This is a genomic window from Streptomyces sp. NPDC020983, from assembly GCF_044333485.1.
Classification (GTDB): Bacteria; Actinomycetota; Actinomycetes; order Streptomycetales; family Streptomycetaceae; genus Actinacidiphila.
Genome location: NZ_JBIRRA010000003.1, coordinates 391076 through 417594, shown reverse-complemented (window position 1 = coordinate 417594; position 26519 = coordinate 391076). Strand labels below are relative to the sequence as shown.

Below are 26519 nucleotides of genomic sequence, written 5' to 3'. Positions count from 1 at the left end.
GCGGTGCGGGTGCTCGGTGTGGACCCGGGGCTCACCCGGTGCGGTATCGGCGTGGTCGACGGCACCGCGGGCCGCCGGCTGGCGATGGCCGGTGTGGGCGTCGTGCGGACCCCGGCGGATGCGCCGGTCGGCGAGCGGCTGGTGCTGGTCGAGCAGGGGATAGAGGCCTGGCTCGACGAGTACGGGCCCGACGCCGTCGCCGTGGAGCGCGTCTTCAGCCAGCACAACGTCCGGACGGTGATGGGGACGGCGCAGGCCAGCGCCGTCGCGATCCTGTGCGCCGCCCGTCGCGGCCTGCCCGTCCACCTGCACACCCCCAGCGAGGTCAAGGCGGCCGTCACCGGCAGCGGCCGCGCCGACAAGGCCCAGGTCGGAGCCATGGTGACGCGGCTGCTGCGGCTGGACGCCCCGCCGAAGCCGGCGGACGCCGCGGACGCGCTGGCCCTCGCCATCTGCCACATCTGGCGCGGCCCGGCCACCGACCGGCTGCTGCGCGCGGCCGCCGGCCAGGCCGCCTCCGCCGGCGTACGCCCCCCGGCCGCGGTCGCCGCCCGCGCCGCCGCGGGCCGCCCCCGGCGGGCCGCCGCCCCCCGCCCCGCCGCATCCGCCGGCACCGACGCCGTACGCAACCAGGAGTCCGCCCCGTGATCGCCTTCGTCAGCGGCCAGGTCGCCGCGCTCGCGCCCGACGCCGCCGTGATCGAGGTCGGCGGGGTCGGCCTGGCCGTGCAGTGCGCGCCGGGCACCCTCGCCGGGCTGCGCATCGGCTCCCCGGCCCGGCTGGCCACCTCGCTGGTCGTCCGGGAGGACTCGCTCACCCTCTACGGCTTCGCCGACGACGACGAGCGGCAGGTCTTCGAACTGCTCCAGACCGTCAGCGGGGTCGGCCCGCGGCTGGCCCAGACCATGCTGGCCGTGCACGCCCCCGACGCGCTGCGGGCCGCGGTCGCCGCGGGTGACGAGAAGGCGCTCACCGCCGTGCCCGGCATCGGGAAGAAGGGCGCGCAGCGACTGCTGCTCGAACTGAAGGACCGGCTCGGTGCCCCCGTCGGCACCGGTGCCGTGCCCCCCGCCGCCGCCGCGGGACCGGCGCCCTGGAACGAGCAGCTGCACGCCGCCCTGCTCGGCCTCGGCTACGCGGCCCGCGAGGCGGACGAGGCGGTCGCCGCCGTCACCCCGCAGGCCGAGGCGGCGGACCGGCCCGACGTGGGGGCGCTGCTGCGCAGCGCGCTCCAGTCCCTCAACCGCACCCGCTGACCGCGCCCGCCCCCGCATTCCGTCCGAGCCCGAGCCGAGAGACCCGAGAGACCACACTCATGAACTGGGACGCCGCCGAAGACGCCGCCGGGCCCGACCGCGCCGACGGCGCGTTCACCGACCGGCTGGTGGGTGCCGCGGCCGACGGTGACGACCAGGCCGTCGAGGCCGCCCTGCGGCCCCGGGACCTGGACGAGTTCGTCGGCCAGGAGCGGGTCCGCGAGCAGCTGGGCCTGGTCCTGCAGGCCGCCCGCAAGCGCGGCGGCACCGCGGACCACGTGCTGCTCTCCGGGGCCCCCGGCCTCGGCAAGACCACCCTGTCCATGATCATCGCCGCCGAGATGGGCGTGCCGATCAGGATCACCTCGGGGCCGGCCATCCAGCACGCCGGCGACCTGGCCTCGATCCTGTCCTCGCTCACCGAGGGCGAGGTGCTCTTCCTCGACGAGATCCACCGCATGTCCCGGCCCGCCGAGGAGATGCTGTACATGGCGATGGAGGACTTCCGGGTCGACGTGATCGTCGGCAAGGGTCCGGGGGCCACCGCCATCCCGCTGGAGCTGCCGCCCTTCACCCTGGTCGGCGCGACGACCAGGGCGGGGCTGCTGCCGCCGCCGCTGCGCGACCGCTTCGGCTTCACCGGGCACATGGAGTTCTACGCCCCCGCCGAGCTGGAACGGGTGATCCACCGCTCGGCCGGACTGCTGGACGTCACGATCGACGCCGACGGGGCCGCGGAGATCGCCGGCCGCTCCCGCGGCACCCCGCGCATCGCCAACCGGCTGCTGCGCCGGGTCCGGGACTACGCGCAGGTCAGGGCGGACGGCACGGTCGACCGGGCGACGGCTGCCGCGGCCCTGGAGGTCTACGAGGTTGACGCGCGCGGCCTGGACCGGCTGGACCGTGCGGTGCTTCATGCCCTGCTGTCCCTTTTTGGCGGCGGTCCTGTGGGTTTGTCCACACTTGCTGTCGCCGTGGGGGAGGAACGTGAGACTGTTGAGGAGGTCGCCGAGCCCTTCCTCGTCAGGGAGGGGCTGCTGGCCCGCACCCCGCGGGGCAGGGTGGCGACCGCTGCCGCATGGGCGCACCTGGGCCTCGTACCCCCGCATGCCACCGGGGGGCAGGGCGCGGGAGGAGGACCGGGACAGACCGGGCTGTTCGGGCCGTGACGCGGCTCGGCTCGTCCGATCAGGAACCCCAGTGCCATGCTTGGCGTTGTTCCAGCGGCGAGCCAGCGCTTAGACTCCGCCGACGCCCTTCCTCCGGAGCGGCACTCACATCCCGAAACCCAGGCCGGCACCGCCGGCCGTGCGAAGGAACGTCAGACCGTGAATCCCCTGATCCTCATCTTCATCGTCGCGATCGGCGGCATGCTGCTCATGACGAGGTCCGCGAAGAACAAGCAGCGCCAGGCCCTCGAAATGCGGGAGAAGATGGAGCCCGGCACCGGGATCCGTACCATCGGCGGCATGTACGCCGTGGTGAAGGAGGTCAACCAGGAGACGGTCCTGCTGGAGCTGACCGACGGCGTGCACGCGCACTTCACCAAGGGCGCCATCTCCGCCGTGCTCAGCGAGCAGGAGTTCAACCGCATCGTCCACGGCATCGAGCCCGACGAGATTGACGACGCGGACGCCGACGGCGAGGACGCAGGCGCCGTCGAGGCCGAGGGCGCGGAGGACACCGCGCAGGACGGCACGCACGGCGACGCCGGTACCGCGGCGGCCGACGGGGACCGGGTGGAGTTGAAGAAGACCGAGGACGAGCCGGGGGCGGGCGGCTCGGCCCCCGCCAAGTAAGGGTCATGTTCGCGCAACACTCGTCACCGTCCGCGGGCGCGCAGGCCCCGGTGCGGTAGGACAGGGAGACACAAGAAGGTGGCAGCAGCCAAGAAGGGCCGCAGGCCCTCGGGGAGCCAGGGTTACCCCGGGCGCGCTCTGGCCGTGATCCTCATCGCCCTGGTGGCGCTGACCGGTGGGATCTTCCTCACCGGTGACCGCACACCCCGGCTCGGCATCGACCTCGCCGGCGGCGTGAGCATGACCCTGACCGCCCGCCCCGGCCAGGGCGACGCGGTGAACAAGGCGAACATGAACACCGCGGTCAACATCATCAGCAACCGGGTCAACGGCCTGGGCGTCTCCGAGGCGGAGGTGCAGACCGAGGGATCGAAGAACATCATCGTCAACATCCCGAAGGGCACCAACGCCGATCAGGCGGAGAAGCAGGTCAACACCACGGCGAAGATGTACTTCCGCCAGGTGCTCGCGGCGGGTGCCGGTGCGCCCGCGCCGGCGACGCCGACCCCGAGCGCCTCGGGCAGCGCCACCCCGTCTCCCAGCTCCAGCAGCACGGCGACCCCCAAGGCCACCGGCAGCGCGAGCAGCAGCCCCTCGGCCAGCTCCTCCGCGCAGGGCCGCGCGCTCAGCGGCGCCCTGACGTCCTCGGTCGACAAGGCGCCCACCCCGATGCCCACCCCGTCGGCGACGGACGGCGCGGGCGCGGCCGGCGGTGACAGCGACACCAGCATCCCCGCCGACCTCCAGGCGAAGTACCAGGCGCTCGACTGCACCAACCCCAAGCAGCGCGCCGCCGCCCAGGAGGCCGCCGGCGACCCGAACCAGAAGGTCGTCACCTGCGGTGACGAGGGCGGTGTCTGGCAGAAGTACGTGCTCGGCAAGTCCGTCATCGACGGCAAGCGCATCTCGGGCGCCAACGCGGCCTTCGACACCCAGCAGGGCAACGGCTGGGTCGTCAACCTGACGTTCGACTCCAAGGGCGCCGGCCAGTTCACCTCCGTGACCAGCAACCTGGCCAGCCAGCAGGACCCGAACAACCGCTTCGCGATCGTGCTGGACGGCAACGTCCAGTCCGCCCCCTCGGTCCACGAGGCCCTGCCCGGCGGCAGCGCGCAGATCTCCGGCTCCTTCAAGCAGCGGGAGGCCCAGGACCTGGCGAACGTGCTCAAGTACGGTTCGCTGCCGCTGGCGTTCGACATCTCCGACAAGACCACCGTCTCGGCCGCCCTCGGCGGCGAGCAGCTGCACGGCGGCCTGGTGGCCGGCGCCGTCGGCCTGGCGCTGGTCGTGCTCTACATGTTCGCCTACTACCGCGGACTGAGCCTGGTCGCCATCGCGAGCCTCATGGTCTCCGCGGGCCTGACCTACACGATCATGTGCCTGCTCGGCCGGGCCATCGGCTTCGCGCTGAACCTGCCCGCCGTCGCCGGTGCGATCGTGGCCATCGGTATCACCGCCGACTCCTTCATCGTCTTCTTCGAGCGCATAAGGGACGAGCTGCGCGAGGGCAGGTCGCTGCAGCCCGCGGTGGCCCGCGGCTGGCCGCGCGCCCGGCGCACCATCCTGGTGTCCGACTTCGTGTCCTTCCTCGCCGCGGCGGTGCTCTACGTCGTGACCGTCGGCAAGGTCCGTGGCTTCGCCTTCACGCTGGGCCTGACGACGCTGCTCGACGTCGCGGTGGTCTTCCTGTTCACCAAGCCGCTGATGACGATCCTGGCGCGCCGCACGTTCTTCGCGAGCGGCCACAAGTGGTCGGGGCTCAACCCGCAGAGCCTCGGAGTCAAGGCGCCGCTGCGCCGTGTCCGCCGTGCCCACAGCACCGAGACGAAGGAAGCCTGATGTCCAAGCTCGGCACTCTCGGTCACCGGCTGCACCGCGGCGAGGTCAGCTACGACTTCGTCGGCAAGCGGAAGATCTGGTACGGCGTCTCCATCCTGATCACGGTCGTCGCGATCGTGGGCCTGGTGGTGAACGGCCTCAAGCTCGGCATCGAGTTCAAGGGCGGCGCGGTCTTCACCACGCCGAAGGCCCCGTACTCGACCTCGCAGGTGCACGACATGATCGCCGGCGACACCGCCGGGCACCCGGCGACGATCCAGAAGCTGGGCAACGGCGGCCTGCGCATCCAGGTCAGCGACATCTCCACGCAGACCTCCAAGGAGGTCCAGGGGAAGATCGCCAAGGACCTCAAGCTCGCACCGTCGAAGATCGACGCGGAGATCGTCGGCCCGAGCTGGGGCAAGGAGATCTCCAAGAAGGCCCTCCAGGGCCTGATCATCTTCCTGGTGCTGGTGGTCATCTACCTGGCCATCGCCTTCGAGTGGCGCATGGCGATCGCGGCCCTCGTCGCCCTGCTGCACGACCTGACGATCACCACCGGTGTGTACGCGATCGTCGGCTTCGAGGTCACGCCGGGCACGGTCATCGGCCTGCTCACGATCCTCGGTTACTCCCTCTACGACACCGTCGTCGTCTTCGACGGTCTGAAGGAAGCCACCAAGGACATCACCAAGCAGAACCAGAGGACCTACAGCGAGCTGGCCAACCGCAGCCTGAACGGCACCCTGGTCCGGTCGATCAACACCACCGTGGTCGCCCTGCTGCCGGTCGCCGCGCTGCTCTTCATCGGCGGCGGCCTGCTCGGCGCCGGCGTGCTCAACGACATCGCGCTCGCGCTCTTCGTCGGCCTCACCGCCGGCGCCTACTCCTCGATCTTCATCGCCACCCCGATCGTGGCGGAGCTGAAGGAGCGGGAGCCGCAGATGCGGTCGCTGCGCAAGCGGGTGCTGGCCAAGCGCAAGGCGGACGCGGTCAAGGCCAAGGAGGCCGTCGCCCGCGGTGAGGACCCGGAGGAGCCGTCCGACGCGCTCCCCGGCGACGACGACGGTGAGGTCGAGGACGAGGCGGCCGCCACGGCGGGCGCCGGAGTGGTCTCTCCGCGCGGCCAGAACGGTACGCGCCCGCGCACCCAGCCGCGCGGCGGCGGCCGCGGCGGCCGGGGCCGCCCGTCCGGCCGGCGGCGCTGACACCGCGCCGCACACGCAGGACCCGAGGGAGCCGCCCGGTCGCCACGGCCGGGCGGCTCCCGCACGTCCGGCGGGGGACAATGGAGCGCACGCCGCCGCCCGTCACCCGCCCCCCTCCCGCCCCTACGACCGAGAAGAGCCGAGGAACCCCCTGATGACCACCACGGAGACCCCGTCCGCCGAGCTGCGCGAGCTGCTGATCGCCCACATCAGGGACGTCCCGGACTACCCGGAGCCCGGGGTGATGTTCAAGGACATCACCCCCCTGCTGGCCGACCCGGTGGCCTTCGGTGCGCTCGTCGAGGCCCTCGCGGCGCTGTGCGCCCGGCACGGTGCCACCAAGGTCGTCGGCCTGGAGGCGCGCGGCTTCATCCTGGCCGCGCCCGCGGCGGTTCGGGCCGGGGTCGGCTTCGTCCCCGTGCGCAAGGCGGGCAAGCTGCCCGGCACCGTGCACGGGCAGACGTACCAGCTGGAGTACGGCACCGCGGAGATCGAGGTGCACACCGACGCCTTCGCCCCCGACGACCGGGTGCTGGTGATCGACGACGTGCTGGCCACCGGGGGCACCGCGGAGGCCGCCGTGGAGCTGATCCGCCGGGCCGGCGCGACCGTGGCGGGCCTCTCGGTCCTGCTGGAGCTGAGCTTCCTCGGGGGGCGCGAGCGCCTGCTCCCCGCGCTCGGCGGAGCTCCGCTGGACGCGCTGATCACCGTCTAGCGGCCCCGGCGCCCCCGGGCGTCCCACGAGCCGTGCCACGTACCGCCCGCCGGCGCGGGGGAGGGCGCCCGGGCACCGCGCGCGCCCGGGTGCCGGCACAGGTCGATACCATGGGATTTCTACCGCGCGTGAGGAGTGCACTTGCCAGACAAGGCCCAGCCCCTCGGCGGCGCGGGCGGTACGGAACCGGCCCCGCGCGGCACGGACGCGCCCGCGCACACCCCCGGCGAGTCCGAGCCGAAGCCGGCGCCGCCCGCCGTCCGGCCGGTCCGCACCCCGGGCAGCGTGGCCCCGACGCGCCCCGGCGCGTCCTCCAGCAGGGTGCGCGCGCGGCTGGCCCGGCTCGGCGTGCAGCGCTCCAGCCCGTACAACCCCGTGCTCGAACCGCTGCTGCGGGTCGTGCGCGGCAACGACCCCAAGGGCGACACCGCCCAGCTGCGGCAGATCGAGGCCGCCTACCAGGTCGCCGAGCGCTGGCACCGCGGACAGAAGCGCAAGAGCGGCGACCCGTACATCACCCACCCGCTCGCCGTCACGACGATCCTGGCCGAGCTGGGCATGGACCCGGCCACCCTGATGGCCGGGCTGCTGCACGACACCGTCGAGGACACCGAGTACGGCCTCGACCAGCTGCGCCGCGACTTCGGCGACCAGGTGGCGCTGCTGGTGGACGGTGTCACGAAGCTGGACAAGGTCAAGTTCGGCGAGGCCGCCCAGGCCGAGACCGTGCGCAAGATGGTCGTGGCGATGGCCAAGGACCCGCGCGTGCTGGTGATCAAGCTCGCCGACCGGCTGCACAACATGCGCACGATGCGCTACCTCAAGCGGGACAAACAGGAGAAGAAGGCCCGCGAGACGCTTGAGATCTACGCCCCGCTGGCGCACCGGCTGGGCATGAACACCATCAAGTGGGAGCTGGAGGACCTGGCCTTCGCCATCCTCTATCCCAAGATGTACGACGAGATCGTGCGGCTGGTGGCCGAGCGCGCGCCCAAGCGCGACGAGTACCTGGCGATCGTCACCGACCAGGTGCAGCAGGACCTGCGCGCGGCCCGTATCAAGGCCACCGTCACCGGACGCCCCAAGCACTACTACAGCGTCTACCAGAAGATGATCGTCCGCGGCCGCGACTTCGCGGAGATCTACGACCTGGTCGGCATCCGGGTCCTGGTCGACACCGTCCGTGACTGCTACGCGGCGCTCGGCACGATCCACGCGCGGTGGAATCCGGTCCCCGGCCGGTTCAAGGACTACATCGCGATGCCGAAGTTCAACATGTACCAGTCGCTGCACACCACCGTGATCGGCCCCAGCGGCAAGCCCGTCGAGCTGCAGATCCGCACCTTCGACATGCACCGCCGCGCGGAGTACGGCATCGCCGCGCACTGGAAGTACAAGCAGGACGCGGTGGCCGGCGCGTCCAAGGTCCGCACCGACAGCCCGCGCTCGGACAAGAAGGACGACGCGGTCAACGACATGGCGTGGCTGCGGCAGCTGCTGGACTGGCAGAAGGAGACGGAGGACCCGGGCGAGTTCCTGGAGTCGCTGCGCTTCGACCTGTCGCAGAGCGAGGTCTTCGTCTTCACGCCGAAGGGCGACGTGATAGCGCTGCCCGCGGGCGCCACCCCGGTGGACTTCGCGTACGCGGTGCACACCGAGGTCGGCCACCGCACGATAGGCGCCCGGGTCAACGGGCGCCTGGTGCCGCTGGAGTCGACGCTCGACAACGGCGACCTGGTCGAGGTCTTCACCTCCAAGGCGGCCGGCGCGGGGCCGTCGCGGGACTGGCTGGGCTTCGTCAAGTCCCCCCGGGCGCGCAACAAGATCCGCGCGTGGTTCTCCAAGGAGCGCCGCGAGGAGGCCGTCGAGCACGGCAAGGACGCCATCGCGCGCGCCATGCGCAAGCAGAACCTGCCGATCCAGCGGGTGCTGACCGGTGACTCGCTCGTCACGCTGGCGCACGAGATGCGCTACCCCGACATCTCCGCGCTGTACGCCGCGATCGGCGAGGGCCACATCACCGCGCAGTCGGTGGTGCAGAAGCTCGTCGACGCGCTCGGCGGCGAGGAGGGCGCGACCGAGGACGTCGAGGAGATCACCGCCCCGCCGCAGACCGGGCGCAGCAAACGGCGGGGGATCGCCGACCCGGGCGTGGTCGTCAAGGGCACGAGTGACGTGTGGGTGAAGCTGTCGCGCTGCTGCACGCCGGTGCCCGGCGACCCGATCATCGGCTTCGTCACGCGCGGCAACGGGGTGTCGGTGCACCGGGCGGACTGCGTCAACGTCGACTCGCTGTCGCAGCAGCCGGAGCGGATCATCGACGTCGAGTGGGCGCCCACCCAGTCGTCGGTCTTCCTGGTCGCGATCCAGGTGGAGGCGCTGGACCGCTCCCGGCTGCTCTCGGACGTCACGCGGGTGCTGTCCGACCAGCACGTCAACATCCTGTCCGCGGCCGTGCAGACCTCCCGGGACCGGGTGGCCACCTCGCGCTTCACGTTCGAGATGGGCGACCCCAAGCACCTGGGGCACGTCCTGAAGGCCGTACGCGGCGTCGAGGGCGTCTACGACGTCTACCGCGTCACCTCCGGCCGCCAGCGGTAGCGCGGGCCCACAGCGGAGCCCTGGGCGCCGCCGCGGGCCGGGCCGTGACGGCGAACGGCTCCCGGTGCACCACGCACCGGGAGCCGTTCGCCGTCACATGCCGCAGGCCGTGGTCAGCCGCCGAACTCCTGAAGGCCCTTGAGCGCCTGGTCCAGCAGCGCCTGGCGGCCCTCCAGCTCGGCGGCGAGCTTGTCCGCCTTGGCGGTGTTGCCCGCCGCGCGCGCCGCGTCCACCTGGCCGCGCAGCTTGTCCACCGCCGCCTGGAGCTGGCCGGTCAGGCCCTGGGCACGGGCCCGCACCTCGGGGTTGGTGCGCCGCCACTCGGCTTCCTCGGACTCCGCGAGCGCCCGCTCGACGGCGTGCATCCGCGACTCGATCCGCGGCCGGGCGTCGCGCGGCACGTGGCCGATGCCCTCCCAGCGCTCGTTGATCGCGCGGAAGGCGGCGCGGGCCGCCTTCAGGTCGGTCACCGGCAGCAGCTTCTCGGCCTCGACGACCAGCTGCTCCTTGGCCGCCAGGTTGTCGCGCTGCTCGCCGTCCCGCTCGGCGAAGACCTCCGCGCGGGCGGCGAAGAAGACGTCCTGCGCCCCGCGGAAACGATTCCACAGGTCGTCCTCGGCCTCGCGCTGCGCGCGGCCGGCCGCCTTCCACTCGGTCATCAGCTCGCGGTAACGGGCCGCGGTCGGGCCCCAGTCGGTGGAGTCCGACAGCGACTGCGCCTCGGCGACCAGCTTCTCCTTGGTGCGCCGGGCCTGCTCGCGCTGCGCGTCCAGCGACGCGAAGTGCGCCTTGCGGCGCTTGGAGAACACCGAGCGCGCGTGGCTGAAGCGGTGCCACAGCTCGTCGTCGCTCTTGCGGTCCAGCCGGGGAAGGCCCTTCCAGGTGTCGACCAGCGCGCGCAGCCGCTCACCCGCGGTCCGCCACTGCTCGCTCTCCGCCAACTGCTCGGCCTCGGCGACCAGTTGCTCCTTGGCAGCCCTGGCCTCCTCGCTCTGCCGGGCCTTGGCGGCACGGCGCTCCTCGCGCCGCGAGTCGACCAGCGCGACGAGCGCGTCCAGCCGGACGGCCAGCGCCGCCAGGTCGCCGACCGCGTGCCCCTCGTCCACGGCCGCCCGCAGGTGCTCGATCGCGGCCAGCGCGTCCTTGGGCGCGAGGTCCGTGGTCCGCACCCGCCGTTCCAGGAGGCCGATCTCCACGACGAGCCCCTCGTACTTGCGCTCGAAGTAGGCGAGGGCCTCCGCCGGGGAGCCCGCCTGCCACGAACCGACCTCCTTCTCCCCGTCGGCCGTACGCACGTACACGGTCCCCGTCTCATCGACGCGGCCCCACGGGTCGCTGCTCACAGCGCCTCCTCCACGTGATGCCCGGCCGGGTGGCGGCTCGACGGCATCGTCCACAGTGTCTCCCCGGCGCAATCCCCGGGTGAATCTCCGGCCGGGCTGTGCGCACGGACCGGTCCAACGCCAACATAGGCGACCATCGCCCCGGCTGTCCGCATCCGATGCGGCGGGAATCAGGATTTGCCGACGGTCGCCTTGTTGATGACGACGGTGGCGTTCGGCGCCCCGTCACCCTGCCCGCCGCTGTTCTCGCCGGCGCCCGCGATCTTGTCCAGCACCTTGAGCCCGTCGGCGCTCAGGGTGCCGAACGGAGTGTAGTTGGGCTGCAGCGGACTGTCCTTGTAGACGAGGAAGAACTGGCTCCCGCCGGTGTTCGGGCCGCTGTTGGCCATCGCCACGGTGCCGGCCGGGTACGTGACCACACCGCTGGCGTCGGCCTTGCCGAACGCCGTCAGGTTCTCGTCCGGCAGCGAGTAGCCCGGGCCGCCGCTGCCGGAGGCCGTCGGGTCGCCGCACTGGAGCACGTAGATGCCCGTCGTGGTGAGCCGGTGGCAGCGCGTGTGGTCGAAGAAGCCGTGGTCGGCGAGGAACTTGAAGGAGTTCACCGTCTCCGGCGCCTTCGCCGCGTCCAGCGTGACCGGCATCGTGCCGCACGTGGTGTCCAGGGTGAAGGTGTACTTCGCGCCCTTGTCGATCGCCATCTTCGGCTTCGACTTCCAGGACGCCGTGCCCGGGTTGCCCGCGGCGGGCTTCTTGCACGGGTCGGGCGCCGCGGTCGCCGCCGCGCTCGCGCTGCCCGAAGCGCTCGGTGTGGCGGAGGCGCTCGCGCCCGCGGCGTCGTCCTTCTTCTTGGAGCTGCCGTCGAAGGCCCCCGCCGCCCACGCCCCGCCGGTCCCCGCCAGGGCGACCACCACGACGGCCGCGATCGCCGCGTTGCGCTGGCGCGCCTTGCGCTGGTGATTCACCCTGCGATTCTGCTGCCGCTCGAACTTCTCCCGGGCGAGCTGCCGCCGCCGCTGATCCTTGGTGACCACTTCGCCTGCTCCCGGTCGCTGGGCCGGACAACTGCCGGCCGCCTCCTGTACGCGTGTGCGCGTCTGCGTCTGTCTGGGTAAGTCTGGTGCGGTTTGCTGTGCGTCTGCTGGGGCGTGCACCCGGCCCGCGGAAGCATTCTGCCGCAGGCCGTGTGAGCTGTGCCTTTGCTGTGGGTCCACGGCGCGGGCCCGGACCCGTACGAGGGTGTGTGCGCAGATCTTCGCGTCCCGTGGCCGGTCGAGTCCAGTCCGCAAACACGCCGATGCACGCCCGATACGAGTTCGCGACCGCGATGTTCCCGCCGGTAGGCTCGTGAGCTGCCGACACCGCCCGCGGACGACAGAAGGACGAACGTGCTCATTGCCGGGTTCCCCGCCGGGGCCTGGGGGACCAACTGCTACGTGGTCGCCCCCGCCGCCGGTGAGGAGTGCGTGATCATCGACCCGGGCCACCTCGCGGCCCAGGGCGTCGAGGACATGCTCGCCAGACACCGCCTCAAGCCCGTCGCCGTCGTCCTCAGCCACGGCCACGTCGACCACGTCGCCTCGGTCGTCCCGGTGTGCGGCGCGCACGGCGTACCGGCCTACCTGCACCCCGCCGACCGCTTCATGCTCACCGACCCCGAGAAGGCGCTCGGCGGCAGCATCGGCGCGGCCCTGATGGGGGAGCTGACCATCGGCGAGCCCGACGACCTGCGGGAGCTCACCGACGGCAGCACGCTGTCGCTGGCCGGGCTGGAGTTCTCCGTCGCGCACGCGCCCGGCCATACCAAGGGGTCGGTGACCTACCGGCTGCCGGAGGCCGCGGACGTCCCGTCCGTGCTCTTCTCCGGCGACCTGCTGTTCGCCGGCTCCGTCGGACGCACCGACCTGCCCGGGGGCTCCACGCCCGAGCTGTACGAGTCGCTGGCCCGCGTGTGCCTGCCGCTCGACGACTCCACCGTGGTGCTGTCGGGGCACGGCCCCCAGACGACCATCGGCCGCGAGCGCGCCACCAACCCGTACCTGGGCGAGGTGGCCCGCGGCCAGGGAGCACCGGACCCGGCGGCTCCCCGACGAGGATTGTGACGACTGCTGACGTGAGCACCATCCAGGCCCCCAAGGGCACCTACGACCTGCTGCCGCCGGACTCGGCCGTCTACCTCGCGGTGCGCGAGGCCATCGCGGCACCGGCCCGCCGGGCGGGCTACGGCTACGTGGAGACCCCCGGCTTCGAGCACGTGGAGCTGTTCTCCCGCGGGGTCGGCGAGTCCACCGACATCGTGACCAAGGAGATGTTCACCCTCACCACCAAGGGCGGCACCGAACTGGCGCTGCGTCCCGAGGGCACCGCCTCGGTGCTGCGCGCGGCGCTGGAGGCCAACCTGCACAAGGCGGGCAACCTGCCGGTCAAGCTCTGGTACTCGGGCTCCTACTACCGCTACGAGCGCCCGCAGGCCGGGCGTTACCGGCACTTCTCGCAGGTCGGCGCGGAGGCGATCGGCGCCGAGGACCCGATGCTGGACGCCGAGCTGATCATCCTGGCCACCGACGCCTACCGCACCCTGGGCCTCGGCCAGGTGCGGCTGCTGCTGAACTCGCTCGGCGACCGCGAGTGCCGCCCCGTCTACCGCGCCGCGCTCCAGGACTTCCTGCGCGGTCTGGACCTCGACGAGGACACCCGCCGCCGGATCGAGATCAACCCGCTGCGGGTGCTGGACGACAAGCGCGAGTCCGTGCAGCGGCAGCTCACCGGGGCGCCGAAGATCTCCGACCACCTGTGCGAGGCGTGCAAGGCCTACCACGAGCAGGTGCGCGAGCTGCTGACCGCGGCGGGCGTGGCCTACGAGGACGACCCGAGGCTGGTGCGCGGCCTGGACTACTACACCCGCACCACCTTCGAGTTCGTGCACGACGGCCTCGGCTCGCAGTCCGCGGTCGGCGGCGGCGGGCGCTACGACGGCCTGTCGGAGATGCTCGGCGGCCCGGCGCTGCCCTCGGTCGGCTGGGCGCTCGGCGTGGACCGCACGGTGCTCGCGCTGCGCGCCGAGGGCGTCGAACTGCCGCTGCCCCGGTCGACCGACGTGTACGCGGTGCCGCTCGGCGAGGAGGCCCGGCGGGTGCTCTTCGGCGTGGTGACGCAGCTGCGCAGGGAGGGTGTCGCGGCGGACTTCGCGTACGGCGGCAAGGGCGTGAAGAACGCCATGAAGTCGGCCAACCGCTCCGGCGCCCGCTTCGCGCTCGTCGCCGGCGACCGGGACCTGGCCGACGGGGTGGCCCAGCTCAAGGACCTCGACAGCGGCGAGCAGGTCGCGGTGCCGCTCGACGCGGTCACGGCCGCCGTCAAGGAGCGGCTGGCCTGAACCGCTCCTTCGTGTACCGGGGCGGTGCAGGCTTATTCCCTCCTGACCGCCCTGGTGCACAATGAGTGTGCCCGCCCCCACGGATCTGAGAGATCGGCGACCATGACGACTTCCGCCCTGGACGAGACGCGTACCTCCGGAGAGAGCGCACCACGCCCGGCCGAAGGCATCGTGGCGGGCAGGGCGTTCACCTGGCTGCTGCTGGTCTGCGGGGCGCTGGGCCTGCTCGCCTCGTTCGTCATCACCGACGACAAGTTCAAGCTGCTCCAGGCCAAGGTCGAAGGCAAGTCGTACACCCCGGGGTGCAGCCTCAACCCGATCATCTCCTGCGGCAGCGTGATGGAGAGCGACCAGGCGCACGTCTTCGGCTTCCAGAACCCGATCATCGGCCTGGTGGCCTTCCCGGTGCTGATCACCCTGGCCGTGGGCATGTTCGCGGGCGCCCGCTACAAGGCCTGGTTCTGGTACGGGCTGCAGGCCGGCGGGCTGTTCGGCGTGTGCTTCATCAGCTGGCTCCAGTACCAGACGATCTACAACATCAACGCCATCTGCCTGTGGTGCTGCCTGGCCTGGATCGTGACCATCGCCACCTTCTGGTACACCGCGGTGCACAACATCAAGCACGGCCTGTACAAGGTGCCGGCCAAGGCGAAGGCGCTGGTGCTGGAGTTCCACTGGGTCGTGCCGGTGCTGTGGTACGGCGTCATCGCGATGCTGATCCTGGTGCACTTCTGGTACTACTGGAAGACCGTCATCTGACCTGGTCCGGACCGTCCGCGGAAGCCGGTTGTCGGTGCCGTGACCTAGGCTTCAGGACGTGGAGCCAGACCTTTTCACCGCCGCCGCCGAGGAACGCCGGGAACGCGACCCGGGTGCCAGCCCGCTCGCCGTGCGGATGCGCCCGCGCACCCTGGACGAGGTCGTCGGGCAGCAGCACCTGCTGCGGCCCGGCTCACCGCTGCGGCGCCTGGTGGGGGAGAGCGGCGGCGGGCCGGCGGGGCCCTCGTCGGTGATCCTGTGGGGCCCGCCCGGCATCGGCAAGACGACGCTGGCGTACGTGGTGAGCAAGGCCACCAACAAGCGCTTCGTGGAGCTCTCGGCGATCACCGCGGGCGTCAAGGAGGTCCGCGCGGTCATCGAGAGCGCCAAGCGGCAGTCCGGCGGCTTCCAGCGCGAGACGGTGCTCTTCCTCGACGAGATCCACCGCTTCAGCAAGGCCCAGCAGGACTCGCTGCTGCCCGCCGTGGAGAACCGCTGGGTCACCCTCATCGCGGCCACCACGGAGAACCCGTACTTCTCGGTGATCTCCCCACTGCTGTCCCGCTCGCTGCTGCTGACCCTCGAACCGCTCACCGACGACGACGTGCGCGGGGTGCTGCGCCGCGCGCTCGCCGCCGAGCAGGGCCTCGCGGGCGCGGTGGCCCTGCCGGAGGACGCCGAGGACCACCTGCTGCGGATCGCCGGCGGCGACGCCCGCCGGGCGCTCACCGCGCTGGAGGCGGCCGCGGGAGCGGCGCTGGCCAAGGGCGAGGACACCGTCACCCTGGCCACCCTGGAGCAGACCGTCGACCGCGCGGCCGTCGCGTACGACCGGGACGGCGACCAGCACTACGACGTGGCCAGCGCCCTCATCAAGTCCATCCGCGGCTCGGACGTGGACGCGGCGCTGCACTACCTGGCCCGGATGATCGAGGCGGGGGAGGATCCGCGGTTCATCGCCCGGCGGCTGATGATCTCGGCGAGCGAGGACATCGGCCTCGCCGACCCGACCGCGCTGCCCACCGCCGTCGCCGCCGCGCAGGCGGTCGCGATGATCGGCTTCCCGGAGGCGTCGCTGATCCTGTCGCACGCCACCATCGCGCTCGCGCTCGCGCCCAAGTCCAACGCGGCGACCACCGCGATCGGCGCGGCGCTCGCCGACGTCAAGGCCGGCAAGGCGGGCCCCGTCCCGGCGCACCTGCGCGACGGCCACTACAAGGGCGCCGCCAAGCTCGGCCACGCGCAGGGCTACGTCTACCCGCACGACGTGCCCGGCGCCGTCGCCGCCCAGCAGTACCTGCCGGACACGCTCGCCGGGCGCCGCTATTACGAGCCGACCCGCTACGGGGCGGAGGGCCGCTACGCCGACGTCCTGGAGTGGGTGCGCGGCCGGCTGGAGGGCAGGGGCGAGTAGCCGCAGCGGGCCTGCGGGCCGCTGCGGGCCGTGATCCGCGGCACAGCGGGGGGTGGCGGCCGGGCGGTGGGAATGGGCCGCCGCCGGGCCGGGTTACGCTCGCACGGAGTGCGCGCGCCGTACGGCCGGCAGGCCGCCGGGCGCTCCTTCCTCCTCGGGACGCGGCTGACCGCGCCGCGGCCTTCTCCGGCCGCCGTGCGGGGTTCCCCTGGTCGAAACCTGCGTACTCCTTCAGTTAAGGTAAGCCTTACCTAATTTCGATGGAGGTTCGACGCACGTGAACCAGTCGCGTCCCAAGGTCAAGAAGTCCAGGGCACTGGGCATCGCGCTGACCCCGAAGGCGGTCAAGTACTTCGAGGCCCGCCCCTACCCGCCGGGCGAGCACGGCCGCGGCCGCAAGCAGAACAGCGACTACAAGACGCGGCTGCTGGAGAAGCAGCGACTGCGCGCCCAGTACGACGTCAGCGAGCGGCAGATGCAGCGCGCGTACGACGCGGCCAAGAAGGTCGCCGGGCTGCGCACCGGTGAGGCGCTGATCATCGAGCTCGAACGGCGCCTCGACGCCCTGGTGCTGCGCGCGGGTCTGGCCCGCACCATCTACCAGTCCCGCCAGATGGTCGTGCACGGCCACATCGAGGTCAACGGCCGCAAGGTCGACAAGCCGTCCTTCCGGGTCCGCCCCGACGACGTCGTCCAGGTCCGCGAGCGCTCCCGGGAGAAGACGCCCTTCCTGGTCGCCCGCGAGGGCGGCTGGGCCGGCGAGGGCGAGACCCCGCGCTACCTCCAGGTCAACCTGCAGGCGCTCGCCTTCCGGATGGACCGCGACCCCCACCGCAAGGAGATCCCGGTGATCTGCGACGAGCAGCTCGTCGTGGAGTACTACGCCCGCTGAGCCCCCGCACGGGCCCGTACGTCAGCCCGCCGCCTCCGGAGAGGCGGCGGGCTCGTGCGTACGGGGGGCGGGAGGCCGCGCCGCACCGCGCTGCTCCGCCGGGCCCGCGCCGCCCCGCGGCCGGTTCAGCGCCCGGTGCGCCGCCGCGTCCAGGCCCAGGAGGGCGCCCTCGCCGAGCGCCGCCGCGTAGGCCGCGTCGCCCAGCGCCGCCCGCACCCGCTGCTCGCACACCGCGTGCGGGGCGTTGAAGTACCGCGAGCCGAACAGCCGCAGGCCCACCGAATCCCACAGCCGCCGCGCCGCGCCCTGCAGCACCGCCGCCTCGTACGGCGCCCCCTCGCCCTCGGTCACGAGCGCCAGCAGCTCCAGTGCGAGCACCGTGCCCACCAGGTCGTCGAAGCTGTGGTCGATCGCGAGCGCCTCCTCGGCGAACCGCCGTGCCCGCTCCGGCCGCCCGTCCAGCCAGGCCGCGTACGCCAGCACGTACAGCGCGTAGGCCAGCGTCCACCGCTCCCCGTGGTCGGCGCAGATGTCGCGGACCTCCTCCGCCAGGCGCACCGCCCTGGCGACGTCGCCCTGGAAGGCGACCGCCATCGCCAGCTCCACCTGCGCCATCAGCACGTTGCTGTTCAGCTCGCCGATCCTGCGGTAGCGCAGCAGGGCGTCGCCGATGAAGCGCTCGGCACGCGGCATGTCGTCCGACACCAGCGCCAGGCAGCCGAGCCGGTGCACGGCGTACGCCTCCGCGGTCGCGTTCCCCGCCGCGAGCGCCTACTCGCGGCAGTCCTGGAGCACCGCGAGCGCCGCCGCCGAGTCGCCCTGCAGCAGGGCGACGTAGCCGTACACCCACATCGCCTTCGCCCGCGCCTCCGACGGCTCCGCCGGGACCTCCAGGGCCCGGTCCAGCCAGTGCCGGCCCTCCGCGAGCCGCCCGCAGCCCACCCAGCAGAACCACAGCGTGCCCGCGAGGTACTGGCCCACCGCCGGGTCCTCCGCCGCCTCGCCCGGCAGCCCGTCGAAGCTGAACTCCAGGGCCAGCCGCAGGTTCGGCAGATCCGCCGCGACGCGCGCGGCCACCTCCGCCTGCCGTGGGCTGAACCAGTCCAGCTCGCACCAGGTCGCCACGCCGAGGTACCAGTCGCGGTGCCGCCGCCGCACCCGCGGCTCGTCGCCCAGCGCCGCCAGCCACCCGGCGCCGTACTCGCGCACGCTCTCCAGCATCCGGTAGCGGACCAGGTCCTCACCGTCCTCCTCGCGGGCCAGCACCGACTGCGCCACCAGCGCCGCGACCGCCTCCACCACGTCGTCCTCGGCGAGCCCGGTGCCCGCGCAGACGTACTCGGCGGCGTCCAGGTCGAAGCGCCCGGCGAAGACCGACAGCCGGGCCCACAGGAGCCGCTGCGCCGGACTGCACAGCTCGTGGCTCCAGCCGATCGCGGTACGCAGCGCCCGGTGCCGTTCCGGCGCGCTCGGGTCACCGCCGGTCAGCAGCCGGAAGCGGTCGCCGAGCCGGTCGAGTAACTGCTCCACCGACAGCGCGCGCAGCCGCACCGCCGCGAGTTCCAGCGCCAGCGGCAGTCCGTCCAGCCTGGCGCACAGCTCGGTCACGGCCGCGCGGTTGGCCGGCGTCACGGCGAAACCGGGCAGCACGGCGGCCGCCCGGTCGGCGAACAGCTCCACCGCCTCCGACCCGGGCGGCAGCGGCCGCAGCGGCAGCAGCCGCTCACCCGTGATGCCGAGCGCCCTGCGGCCGGCGGCCAGCACGCGCAGCCCCGGACTGCGCCGCAGGAGTTCGGCGACCAGCTCCGCGCAGGCGTCCGCGAGGCGGTCGAAGCCGTCGAGGACGAGCAGCACGTCACGCCCGGCCAGATGCTCGACGAGCGCGGCGCGCGGCGCCCTGCTGGTGTGGTCCGGCAGCCGCAGCGCCTCGGCGAGGGTGTGCTCCAGCAGGTCCGCGGCGGGCAGCGCGGCCAGTTCGGCGAGGTGGACGCCGTCGGTGAAACGGTCCTGCAGAGCGGCGGCCGCGCGCAGCGCGAGGCGGGTCTTGCCGACGCCGCCCGCGCCGGTCACCGTCACCAGGCGTTCCGCTCCGCGGAGGGCGGCGGTGACCTGCTCCACGTCGGGCGCCCGGCCGACGAAGCGGGTCAGCTCCGCTGGGAGGTTCGTCCTCATGACTGACGGAGCGTACCGGTACGTTCGCGCTCCGTACAACGGCGCCTGCGGGCTGCGCCTGGCGGTGGGGCCGCGCCCGGGCGCCTCCTGCGGTGGGTGCCGCGGCCTTCCCGCCGCCGCGGCCGGCCGCGCGGTCCCCCGCGCTCCCGGACGACGCCGACCCCGCGCGGCGAGGTCAACCACGGGGGGAGCGGCGACCCGCGCGCGCAACCCGCCACCCGCCGCAGGATCCGCCCCGGCGGATCACGGCACCCGGGGGTAAAGCGGTGCGGGGCCCGGCCCGCGGGGCGGTAAGGTCGGGAGTCACTGACCTGGGGACCAGAGGAAGGCGCGGCAAGGTGTCCGGTGGAGAGGTGGCCGGCGTAGCCGGCCTGATCGTGGCGGTGTTCTGGGCGATCCTCGTGTCGTTCCTGGCCGTCGCGCTGGCGCGGCTGGCCCGCACGCTGCGGAGCACCACCGAGCTGGTGGCCGGCATCACGGAACAGGCCGTTCCGCTGCTCGGCGAGGCCTCGGACGCCCTGCGCTCGGCGCACGCCCAGCTGGACCGGGTCGACACGATCACCGCGGACGTGGCCGAGGTGACGGCCAACGCCTCCGCGCTCTCCTCCACTGTCGCCAGCACTTTCGGCGGCCCCCTGGTGAAGGTCGCGGCCTTCGGCTACGGGGTGCGGCGGGCGGTCGGGCGGCAGGCCCGGGCCGGCGCGGACGTGCCGGCCGCAAGGCGGCGCGGACGCCGCAACCGCTCGAAGGACTGAGGCCCATGTTCCGCCGTCTGTTCTGGTTCCTGACCGGTGCCGCCACCGGTGTGTGGGCCACCAGGAAAGTCAGCCGCGCGCTGCGCCGGCTGAGCCCCGACAGCCTCGCCGCGACCGCCGCGGACCGCGCGCTGGAGACCGGCGCGCGGCTGCGCGAGTTCGCCGCCGACGTCAGGTCGGGGATGGCGCAGCGCGAGGGCGAGCTGCAGGACGCGCTGGGCCTGACCGGCGGTGAGCCCGACCGGGCCGCCCGCCGCCCCGCACCGCGGGAACTGGACACCGACCTCCCGGCACCGCGCCGGGGCATCGCGTACAACCCGTACGACCGGAAGGACGAACACTGATGGAGTCGGCAGAAATCCGCCGCCGCTGGCTGCGCTTCTTCGAGGAGCGCGGGCACACCGTTGTGCCGTCGGCGTCCCTCATCGCCGACGACCCGACGCTGCTGCTGGTCCCGGCGGGCATGGTGCCCTTCAAGCCGTACTTCCTCGGCGAGGTCAAGCCGCCCTTCGCGCGGGCCACCAGCGTGCAGAAGTGCGTCCGTACCCCGGACATCGAAGAGGTCGGCAAGACCACCCGGCACGGCACGTTCTTCCAGATGTGCGGCAACTTCTCCTTCGGCGACTACTTCAAGGAAGGCGCCATCCGCTACGCCTGGGAGCTGCTCACCGAGCCCCTGGACAGGGGCGGTTACGGCCTGGAGCCGGAGAAGCTCTGGATCACCGTCTACGAGGAGGACGACGAGGCCGAGCAGATCTGGCGGGACGTCATCGGCGTCCCCGCCGAGCGGATCCAGCGGCTCGGCAAGGGCCCGAACTTCTGGTCCATGGGCGTGCCCGGCCCGTGCGGTCCGTGCTCGGAGATCAACTACGACCGCGGCCCGGAGTTCGGCGCCGAGGGCGGTCCCGCCGTCAACGACGAGCGCTACGTGGAGATCTGGAACCTGGTCTTCATGCAGTACGAGCGCGGCGCGGGCGAGGGCAAGGAGGACTTCCCGATCCTCGGCGACCTGCCCGCCAAGAACATCGACACCGGCCTCGGCCTGGAACGCCTCGCGATGATCCTGCAGGGCGTCCGCAACATGTACGAGACCGACACCCTGCGGGTCGTGATCGACAAGGCCACCGAGCTGACCGGCGTGCCCTACGGCCGCTCGCACGACACCGACGTGGCGCTGCGCGTGGTCGCCGACCACATGCGCACCTCCGTCATGCTCATCGGCGACGGCGTCACGCCCGGCAACGAGGGCCGCGGCTACGTGCTGCGCCGCATCATGCGCCGCGCCATCCGCAACATGCGGCTGCTGGGCGCCCACGAGCCCGTGGTGGCCGAGCTGCTGGACGTCGTCATCGGCATCATGGGCCTGCAGTACCCGGAGCTGGTCACCGACCGGGGGCGCATCGAGACCGTCGCGCTCGCCGAGGAGGCCAACTTCCTCAAGACGCTCAAGACCGGCACCAACATCCTCGACACCGCGGTGACGGAGACCAAGGCCAAGGGCGGCACGGTGCTCGCCGGCGACCAGGCCTTCCTGCTGCACGACACATGGGGCTTCCCGATCGACCTCACCCTGGAGATGGCCGCCGAGCAGGGGCTGTCCGTGGACGAGGACGGCTTCCGGCGGCTCATGAAGGAGCAGCGCGACCGCGCCAAGGCCGACGCCCGCGCCAAGAAGACCGGCCACGCCGACCTGTCCGCCTACCGCGAGGTCGCCGACCGCACCGGCGGCACCGAGTTCACCGGCTACGCCGTGGACCGCAACGAGGCCACCGTCGTCGGCCTGCTGGTGGACGGCCTGCCGTCGCCCGCCGCCACCGAGGGCGACGAGGTCGAGGTCGTCCTGGACCGCACGCCGTTCTACGCCGAGGGCGGCGGCCAGCTCGCCGACACCGGGCGCATCCGGGTCGAGGGCGGCGCCGTCGTCGAGGTCCGCGACGTGCAGCAGCCCGTGCCCGGCGTCAGCGTGCACAAGGGTGTCGTCCAGGTCGGCGAGGTCACCGTCGGCGCCTCGGTGCTCGCCCAGATCGACCAGGTGCGCCGCCGGGCCATCGCCCGCGCCCACAGCGCCACCCACCTGACCCACCAGGCGCTGCGCGACGCCCTCGGCCCCACCGCCGCCCAGGCCGGCTCGGAGAACTCGCCCGGCCGCTTCCGCTTCGACTTCGGCTCGCCCACGGCCGTCCCCGGCACGGTGCTCACCGACGTCGAGCAGAAGATCAACGAGGTGCTGGCCCGCGAACTCGACGTCACCGCCGAGATCCTGCCGATCGCCGAGGCCAAGCGGCAGGGCGCCATCGCGGAGTTCGGCGAGAAGTACGGCGAGCAGGTGCGCGTCGTCACCATCGGCGACTACTCCAAGGAGCTGTGCGGCGGCACGCACGTCGGCAACACCGCCCAGCTCGGCCTGGTCAAGCTGCTCGGCGAGTCCTCCATCGGCTCCGGCGTGCGCCGGGTCGAGGCCCTGGTGGGCGTGGACGCGTACAACTTCCTGGCCCGCGAGCACACCGTCGTCGCCCAGCTGACCGAGCTGGTCAAGGGCCGCCCGGAGGAGCTGCCCGACAGGATCGCCGGGATGCTCGGCCGGCTCAAGGACGCCGAGAAGGAGATCGAGCGCTTCCGCGCCGAGAAGGTGCTCCAGGCCGCCGCCGGGCTCGCCGAGAGCGCCGAGGACGTCAAGGGCGTCGCCCTGGTCACCGGCACGGTGCCGGAGGGCACCGGCGCCGACGACCTGCGCAAGCTGGTCCTCGACGTGCGGCAGCGCGTCACCGGCGGCCGCCCGGCCGTGGTGGCCCTGTTCACCGTGGTCAAGGGCCGCCCGCTGACCGTGGTCGCCACCAACGAGGCCGCCCGCGAGCGCGGCGTCAAGGCCGGCGAGCTGGTGCGCACCGCCGCCACGGCGCTCGGCGGCGGCGGTGGCGGCAAGGACGACGTGGCGCAGGGCGGCGGCCAGAACCCGGCCGCGGTGCCCGAGGCCGTCGAGGCCGTGCGCCGGCTCGTCGCCGAGAAGGCGTGAGCGTGCACGACGCGGCAGGCGGCGCCGAGCCGCCGCGGCCCGCCCTGCGGCGCGGCCGGCGGCTCGGTGTCGACGTCGGGGACGCCAGGATCGGGGTCGCCTCGTGCGACCCGGACGGCATCCTGGCCACCCCCGTCGAGACGGTCCCGGGCCGCGACGTGCCGGCCGCGCTGCGCCGGCTGGCCCAGATCACCGCGGAGTACGAGCCGATCGAGGTCGTCATCGGGCTGCCGCGGTCACTCAACGGAACCGAGGGCCCGGCCGCGGCCAAGGTGCGGGCCTTCGCGCAGGGTGTGGCGAAAATCATCAGCCCCGTGCCCGTGCGGCTGGTGGACGAGCGGATGACCACCGTGACGGCCGCGCAGGGCCTGCGCGCCTCGGGGGTGAGGTCGAAGAAGGGACGCTCCGTAGTCGATCAGGCAGCCGCGGTCATCATTCTGCAGAGTGCCCTGGAAGCCGAACGGCTGTCGGGCAGAGCTCCCGGGGAGAGCATCCAATCCTCTCCCTGATCGCGATACGGTAACGTTCCGCGCGACACGGCGGCGCCTCATGGCGCCGCCCGTTTCGCAAGGTCGGCAGGCCCGATGCCGGCCGCGTACCAAGGGGACCGATGACTGACTATGGCCGGGGCTCCGGCTCCGAACCGTGGGACCCGGACGATCCGCTGTTCGGCGACACGTACGACCGGGGTCAGGGATACCAGCAGCAGCCGCAGGGACAGTACGGCGGCGACTGGCAGGACCCGTACGGCACAGGCCAGCACCAGCAGCAGTACCCGCAGCAGGGCGACGGCCAGTACCCGCAGCAGCAGTACGGGCAGCAGGGCTACCCGCAGCAGCACGGCAGCACCGGCCAGTACCCGCAGGAGGGCGGCTACCCGCAGCAGGGCGGCTACGACACCGGTTCCCACCAGACGTACGGCACGGGCACGCACGGCACCTACGACACCGGCACCTACGACACCGGCGGCCACGGCACGTACGACACGGGCAGCCACGGCACGTACGACACCGGCTCGCACCAGTCCGGCGGCTACGGCGCCCAGGAGGCCTACGGCCACGGCCCGCAGGATCCGTACGGCACAGGCCGGCACCAGCAGCACACCGGCTACTACGACCAGTCCGGCGGCTACCCGCAGCAGCCGCAGTACCGGCAGCCCCCGCAGCCCGGCCCCGCCGGCGGGCAGCCCGCGGGCGGTCCGGGCCAGGGCCCCGTCCAGGGGCATCCGGAGCAGCCCGCGCCCGGCACCCGGCCGCAGGAGCCGCGGAGCACGCCGCTGCGCGGCGGCCCGGCGGCCACCGACTGGGACGCCGGCGAGGACAAGCACCCGCGCGAGCACAACTTCTTCGCCGACCGCGACGACGACGATGACGACGACGCCCCGGCGAGCGACAGCCGCACCGACGGCCGCCGCGCCGGGCGCGACCAGCAGGGCGGCCGCAAGCGCCGCAGCGGCTGCGCGTGCTTCGTCGTCGCGCTCGTGCTCGTCGGCGGGCTCGCCGGCGGCGGCTACTACGGCTACGGCGTCTACCAGGACCACTTCGGCCCGGCCCCCGACTACTCCGGCCAGGGCTCCGGCTCGGTGCAGGTCACCATCCCCAAGGGCGCGACCCTGACCACCATGGGCAACCTGCTCAAGGAGGCCGGCGTGGTCAAGAGCGTCGAGGCCTTCACGACCGCGGCCAACAAGAACCCCAAGGGCACGAGCATCCAGGCCGGCGTCTACCTGCTCAACAAGCAGATGTCGGCCGACTCCGCCGTCGCGATGATGCTGGACCCCAAGTCGCAGAACGCGATGATCATCGCCGAGGGCATGCGCGACAAGCAGATCTACGCGGCGATAGATACCAAGCTCGGCCTGAAGGCCGGCACCACCCAGGCCGTCGCCAAGGCGAAGTACAAGACCCTGGGCCTGCCGGACTGGGCCGTCGTCGGGCACAACGTCAAGGACCCGCTGGAGGGCTTCCTCTTCCCGGCGAAGTACAGCGTCGCCAAGGGCATGAAGCCCGAGGAACTGCTCAAGCAGATGGTCAGCCAGGCCAACGCGGAGTACCAGCAGCTCAACCTCGCGGACGAGGCCGGGAAACACGGCCTGTCCGGCCCGTACCAGCTGCTCACCGTCGCGAGCCTGGTGCAGGCGGAGGGCAAGACGGACGACGACTTCCGCAAGATGGCCAAGGTCGTCTACAACCGGCTGGACCCGGCCAACAAGCAGGGCACCAACGGCCTGCTGCAGTTCGACTCGACGTACAACTACGTCAAGAACCGCAGCCAGGAGAAGATCTCCAACAACGAGATCCTCTCGCTGAAGGACAAGTACAACACCTACGTCTACCGGGGCCTCCCGCCCGGCCCGATCGGCAACCCGGGCGTCGAGGCGCTCAAGGCCGCGATGAACCCGGACTCGGGCCCCTGGTACTTCTTCATCTCCAAGGACGGCAAGACCACCGAGTTCACCGAGACGCGCTCGGAGTTCGAGAAGATCAAGAACGACTAGCGGCCCAGCGGCCACCGGCAAGAAGCGAGCGACGACCCCAGTGAACCCCACCGCACCCTCCGGCGGCGCCCGCCGCGCCGCCGTGCTCGGCTCGCCGATCGCCCACTCGCTGTCCCCGGCGCTGCACCGCGCCGCGTACACGGCGATGGGGCTCGACGGCTGGCGCTACGACCGCTTCGAGGTCGACGAGGCGGCCCTCCCGGCCTTCCTCGCCGGCCTCGACCCGGCGGAGTGGGCCGGGCTGTCGCTGACCATGCCGCTCAAGCGCGCGGTGATCCCGCTGCTGGACGAGGTCACGCCCACCGCCGCGTCCGTCGAGGCCGTCAACACCGTGGTGTTCGGCCCCGGCGGGCGCCGCGGCGACAACACCGACATCCCCGGGCTGCTCGCCGCCCTGGACGAGCGCGGCATCACCACCGTGCCCTCCGCCGCCGTGCTCGGCGCCGGCGCCACCGCGTCCTCGGCGCTCGCCGCCCTCTCGCGCATCTGCACGGGCGAGGTCACCGCGTACGTCCGCAGCGCCGGCCGCGCCGCCGAGATGCGGCAGTGGGGCGAGCGGCTCGGTGTGGCCGTGCGCACCGCCGGCTGGGACGGCGCGGCGGCGGCCTTCGGCGCCCCGCTGGTGATCGCCACCACCCCCGCGGGCGCCGCCGACCACCTCGCCGCCCACGTCCCCGGCCACCCCGGCGCCCTCTTCGACGTCCTCTACCACCCGTGGCCCACCCCGCTGGCCGCCGCCTGGTCGGCCCGCGGCGGCACCGTGCTCGGCGGCCTCGACCTGCTCGTCCACCAGGCCGTCCTCCAGATCGAGCAGTACACCGGCCGCACCGGCGTCCCCGTGGACGCGATGCGCGCGGCGGGCGAGTCGGCCCTCGGCGCCGGCTGACCGCGCGACCCCCCGTCC

General features: G+C 72.8%; 21 protein-coding genes and 1 pseudogene. 19 read left to right on the top strand and 3 right to left on the bottom strand.

All coding sequences use genetic code 11. The features are described 5' to 3' along the window. Positions 1–3: 3 nt before the first annotated feature. The 8 genes from ruvC to ACH4SE_RS08110 all read left to right on the top strand — a co-directional run bounded on the left by ruvC (position 4) and on the right by ACH4SE_RS08110 (position 9397). On the top strand, positions 4–648 hold the full coding sequence (gene ruvC / locus ACH4SE_RS08145) for a crossover junction endodeoxyribonuclease RuvC (protein ID WP_398542479.1): 645 nt from the start codon (positions 4–6) through the stop codon (positions 646–648). Further along, positions 645–1256, top strand: a complete 612-nt coding sequence (gene ruvA, locus ACH4SE_RS08140; RefSeq protein WP_398542478.1) for a Holliday junction branch migration protein RuvA — start codon at positions 645–647, stop codon at positions 1254–1256. Before ruvC ends, ruvA begins: the two co-directional genes overlap by 4 nt. A gap of 59 nt (positions 1257–1315) precedes the next feature. Next, the gene (ruvB, locus tag ACH4SE_RS08135; RefSeq protein WP_398542477.1) at positions 1316–2425 is read left to right on the top strand and encodes a Holliday junction branch migration DNA helicase RuvB; all 1110 of its coding nucleotides are present in this window, start codon (positions 1316–1318) and stop codon (positions 2423–2425) included. A 159-nt stretch (positions 2426–2584) separates the two neighbouring features. Then, positions 2585–3055 (top strand): preprotein translocase subunit YajC, encoded by a 471-nt coding sequence (gene yajC / locus ACH4SE_RS08130; RefSeq protein ID WP_398542476.1) that lies wholly within the window; start codon positions 2585–2587, stop codon positions 3053–3055. A 78-nt stretch (positions 3056–3133) separates the two neighbouring features. Next, positions 3134–4894 (top strand): protein translocase subunit SecD, encoded by a 1761-nt coding sequence (gene secD / locus ACH4SE_RS08125; RefSeq protein ID WP_398542475.1) that lies wholly within the window; start codon positions 3134–3136, stop codon positions 4892–4894. Continuing rightward, positions 4894–6081, top strand: a complete 1188-nt coding sequence (gene secF, locus ACH4SE_RS08120) for a protein translocase subunit SecF (protein ID WP_398542474.1) — start codon at positions 4894–4896, stop codon at positions 6079–6081. The genes secD and secF overlap by 1 nt, the downstream gene beginning before the upstream one ends. 154 nt (positions 6082–6235) lie before the next feature. Beyond that, positions 6236–6796, top strand: coding sequence for an adenine phosphoribosyltransferase (locus tag ACH4SE_RS08115; protein WP_398542473.1), 561 nt, complete (start codon positions 6236–6238; stop codon positions 6794–6796). Between the two features lie 141 nt (positions 6797–6937). Then, positions 6938–9397, top strand: coding sequence for a RelA/SpoT family protein (locus ACH4SE_RS08110; protein ID WP_398542472.1), 2460 nt, complete (start codon positions 6938–6940; stop codon positions 9395–9397). Between the two features lie 113 nt (positions 9398–9510). Here ACH4SE_RS08110 and ACH4SE_RS08105 read toward each other — a convergent pair whose 3' ends face one another. Then, on the bottom strand, positions 9511–10740 hold the full coding sequence (locus ACH4SE_RS08105; RefSeq protein ID WP_398542471.1) for a DUF349 domain-containing protein: 1230 nt from the start codon (positions 10738–10740) through the stop codon (positions 9511–9513). A gap of 170 nt (positions 10741–10910) precedes the next feature. After that, a complete protein-coding gene (locus tag ACH4SE_RS08100) occupies positions 10911–11771 on the bottom strand; it encodes a peptidylprolyl isomerase (RefSeq protein WP_398542470.1) in 861 nt (286 codons plus the stop codon). Between the two features lie 354 nt (positions 11772–12125). Between ACH4SE_RS08100 and ACH4SE_RS08095 the strand changes: the two genes are divergently transcribed. From ACH4SE_RS08095 to rpsD, 5 genes are all read left to right on the top strand, one after another. Then, on the top strand, positions 12126–12839 hold the full coding sequence (locus tag ACH4SE_RS08095; protein WP_398542469.1) for an MBL fold metallo-hydrolase: 714 nt from the start codon (positions 12126–12128) through the stop codon (positions 12837–12839). Between the two features lie 11 nt (positions 12840–12850). Further along, positions 12851–14113, top strand: a complete 1263-nt coding sequence (gene hisS, locus ACH4SE_RS08090; protein WP_398542468.1) for a histidine--tRNA ligase — start codon at positions 12851–12853, stop codon at positions 14111–14113. Positions 14114–14215: 102 nt separating this feature from the next. Next, positions 14216–14872: a vitamin K epoxide reductase family protein gene (locus ACH4SE_RS08085; RefSeq protein ID WP_398542467.1), complete on the top strand. Its 657-nt coding sequence runs from the start codon at positions 14216–14218 to the stop codon at positions 14870–14872. Between the two features lie 58 nt (positions 14873–14930). Then, positions 14931–16286, top strand: a complete 1356-nt coding sequence (locus tag ACH4SE_RS08080; RefSeq protein ID WP_398542466.1) for a replication-associated recombination protein A — start codon at positions 14931–14933, stop codon at positions 16284–16286. A gap of 277 nt (positions 16287–16563) precedes the next feature. Further along, positions 16564–17178: a 30S ribosomal protein S4 gene (gene rpsD / locus ACH4SE_RS08075; RefSeq protein WP_398542465.1), complete on the top strand. Its 615-nt coding sequence runs from the start codon at positions 16564–16566 to the stop codon at positions 17176–17178. 21 nt (positions 17179–17199) lie between these two features. On the opposite strand, the pseudogene ACH4SE_RS08070 reads toward rpsD, so the two are convergent. After that, a pseudogene (locus ACH4SE_RS08070) lies at positions 17200–19350 on the bottom strand (ATP-binding protein). 338 nt (positions 19351–19688) lie between these two features. Between ACH4SE_RS08070 and ACH4SE_RS08065 the strand changes: the two are divergent. The 6 genes from ACH4SE_RS08065 (at position 19689) to ACH4SE_RS08040 (ending at position 26501) form a co-directional block, all read left to right on the top strand. Beyond that, positions 19689–20105: a DUF948 domain-containing protein gene (locus ACH4SE_RS08065; protein ID WP_398542464.1), complete on the top strand. Its 417-nt coding sequence runs from the start codon at positions 19689–19691 to the stop codon at positions 20103–20105. Positions 20106–20110: 5 nt separating this feature from the next. Then, a complete protein-coding gene (locus ACH4SE_RS08060) occupies positions 20111–20449 on the top strand; it encodes a DUF6167 family protein (RefSeq protein WP_398542463.1) in 339 nt (112 codons plus the stop codon). After that, positions 20449–23118 (top strand): alanine--tRNA ligase, encoded by a 2670-nt coding sequence (alaS, locus tag ACH4SE_RS08055; RefSeq protein ID WP_398542462.1) that lies wholly within the window; start codon positions 20449–20451, stop codon positions 23116–23118. Before ACH4SE_RS08060 ends, alaS begins: the two co-directional genes overlap by 1 nt. Further along, a complete protein-coding gene (gene ruvX, locus ACH4SE_RS08050) occupies positions 23115–23627 on the top strand; it encodes a Holliday junction resolvase RuvX (protein WP_398542461.1) in 513 nt (170 codons plus the stop codon). Before alaS ends, ruvX begins: the two co-directional genes overlap by 4 nt. A 101-nt stretch (positions 23628–23728) precedes the next feature. Continuing rightward, positions 23729–25615, top strand: coding sequence for an endolytic transglycosylase MltG (mltG, locus tag ACH4SE_RS08045; protein WP_398542460.1), 1887 nt, complete (start codon positions 23729–23731; stop codon positions 25613–25615). 40 nt (positions 25616–25655) lie between these two features. After that, positions 25656–26501 carry a shikimate dehydrogenase gene (locus tag ACH4SE_RS08040; RefSeq protein ID WP_398542459.1) on the top strand — a complete coding sequence of 282 codons (846 nt, stop codon included), beginning with the start codon at positions 25656–25658 and terminating at the stop codon, positions 26499–26501. Positions 26502–26519: the final 18 nt, after the last annotated feature.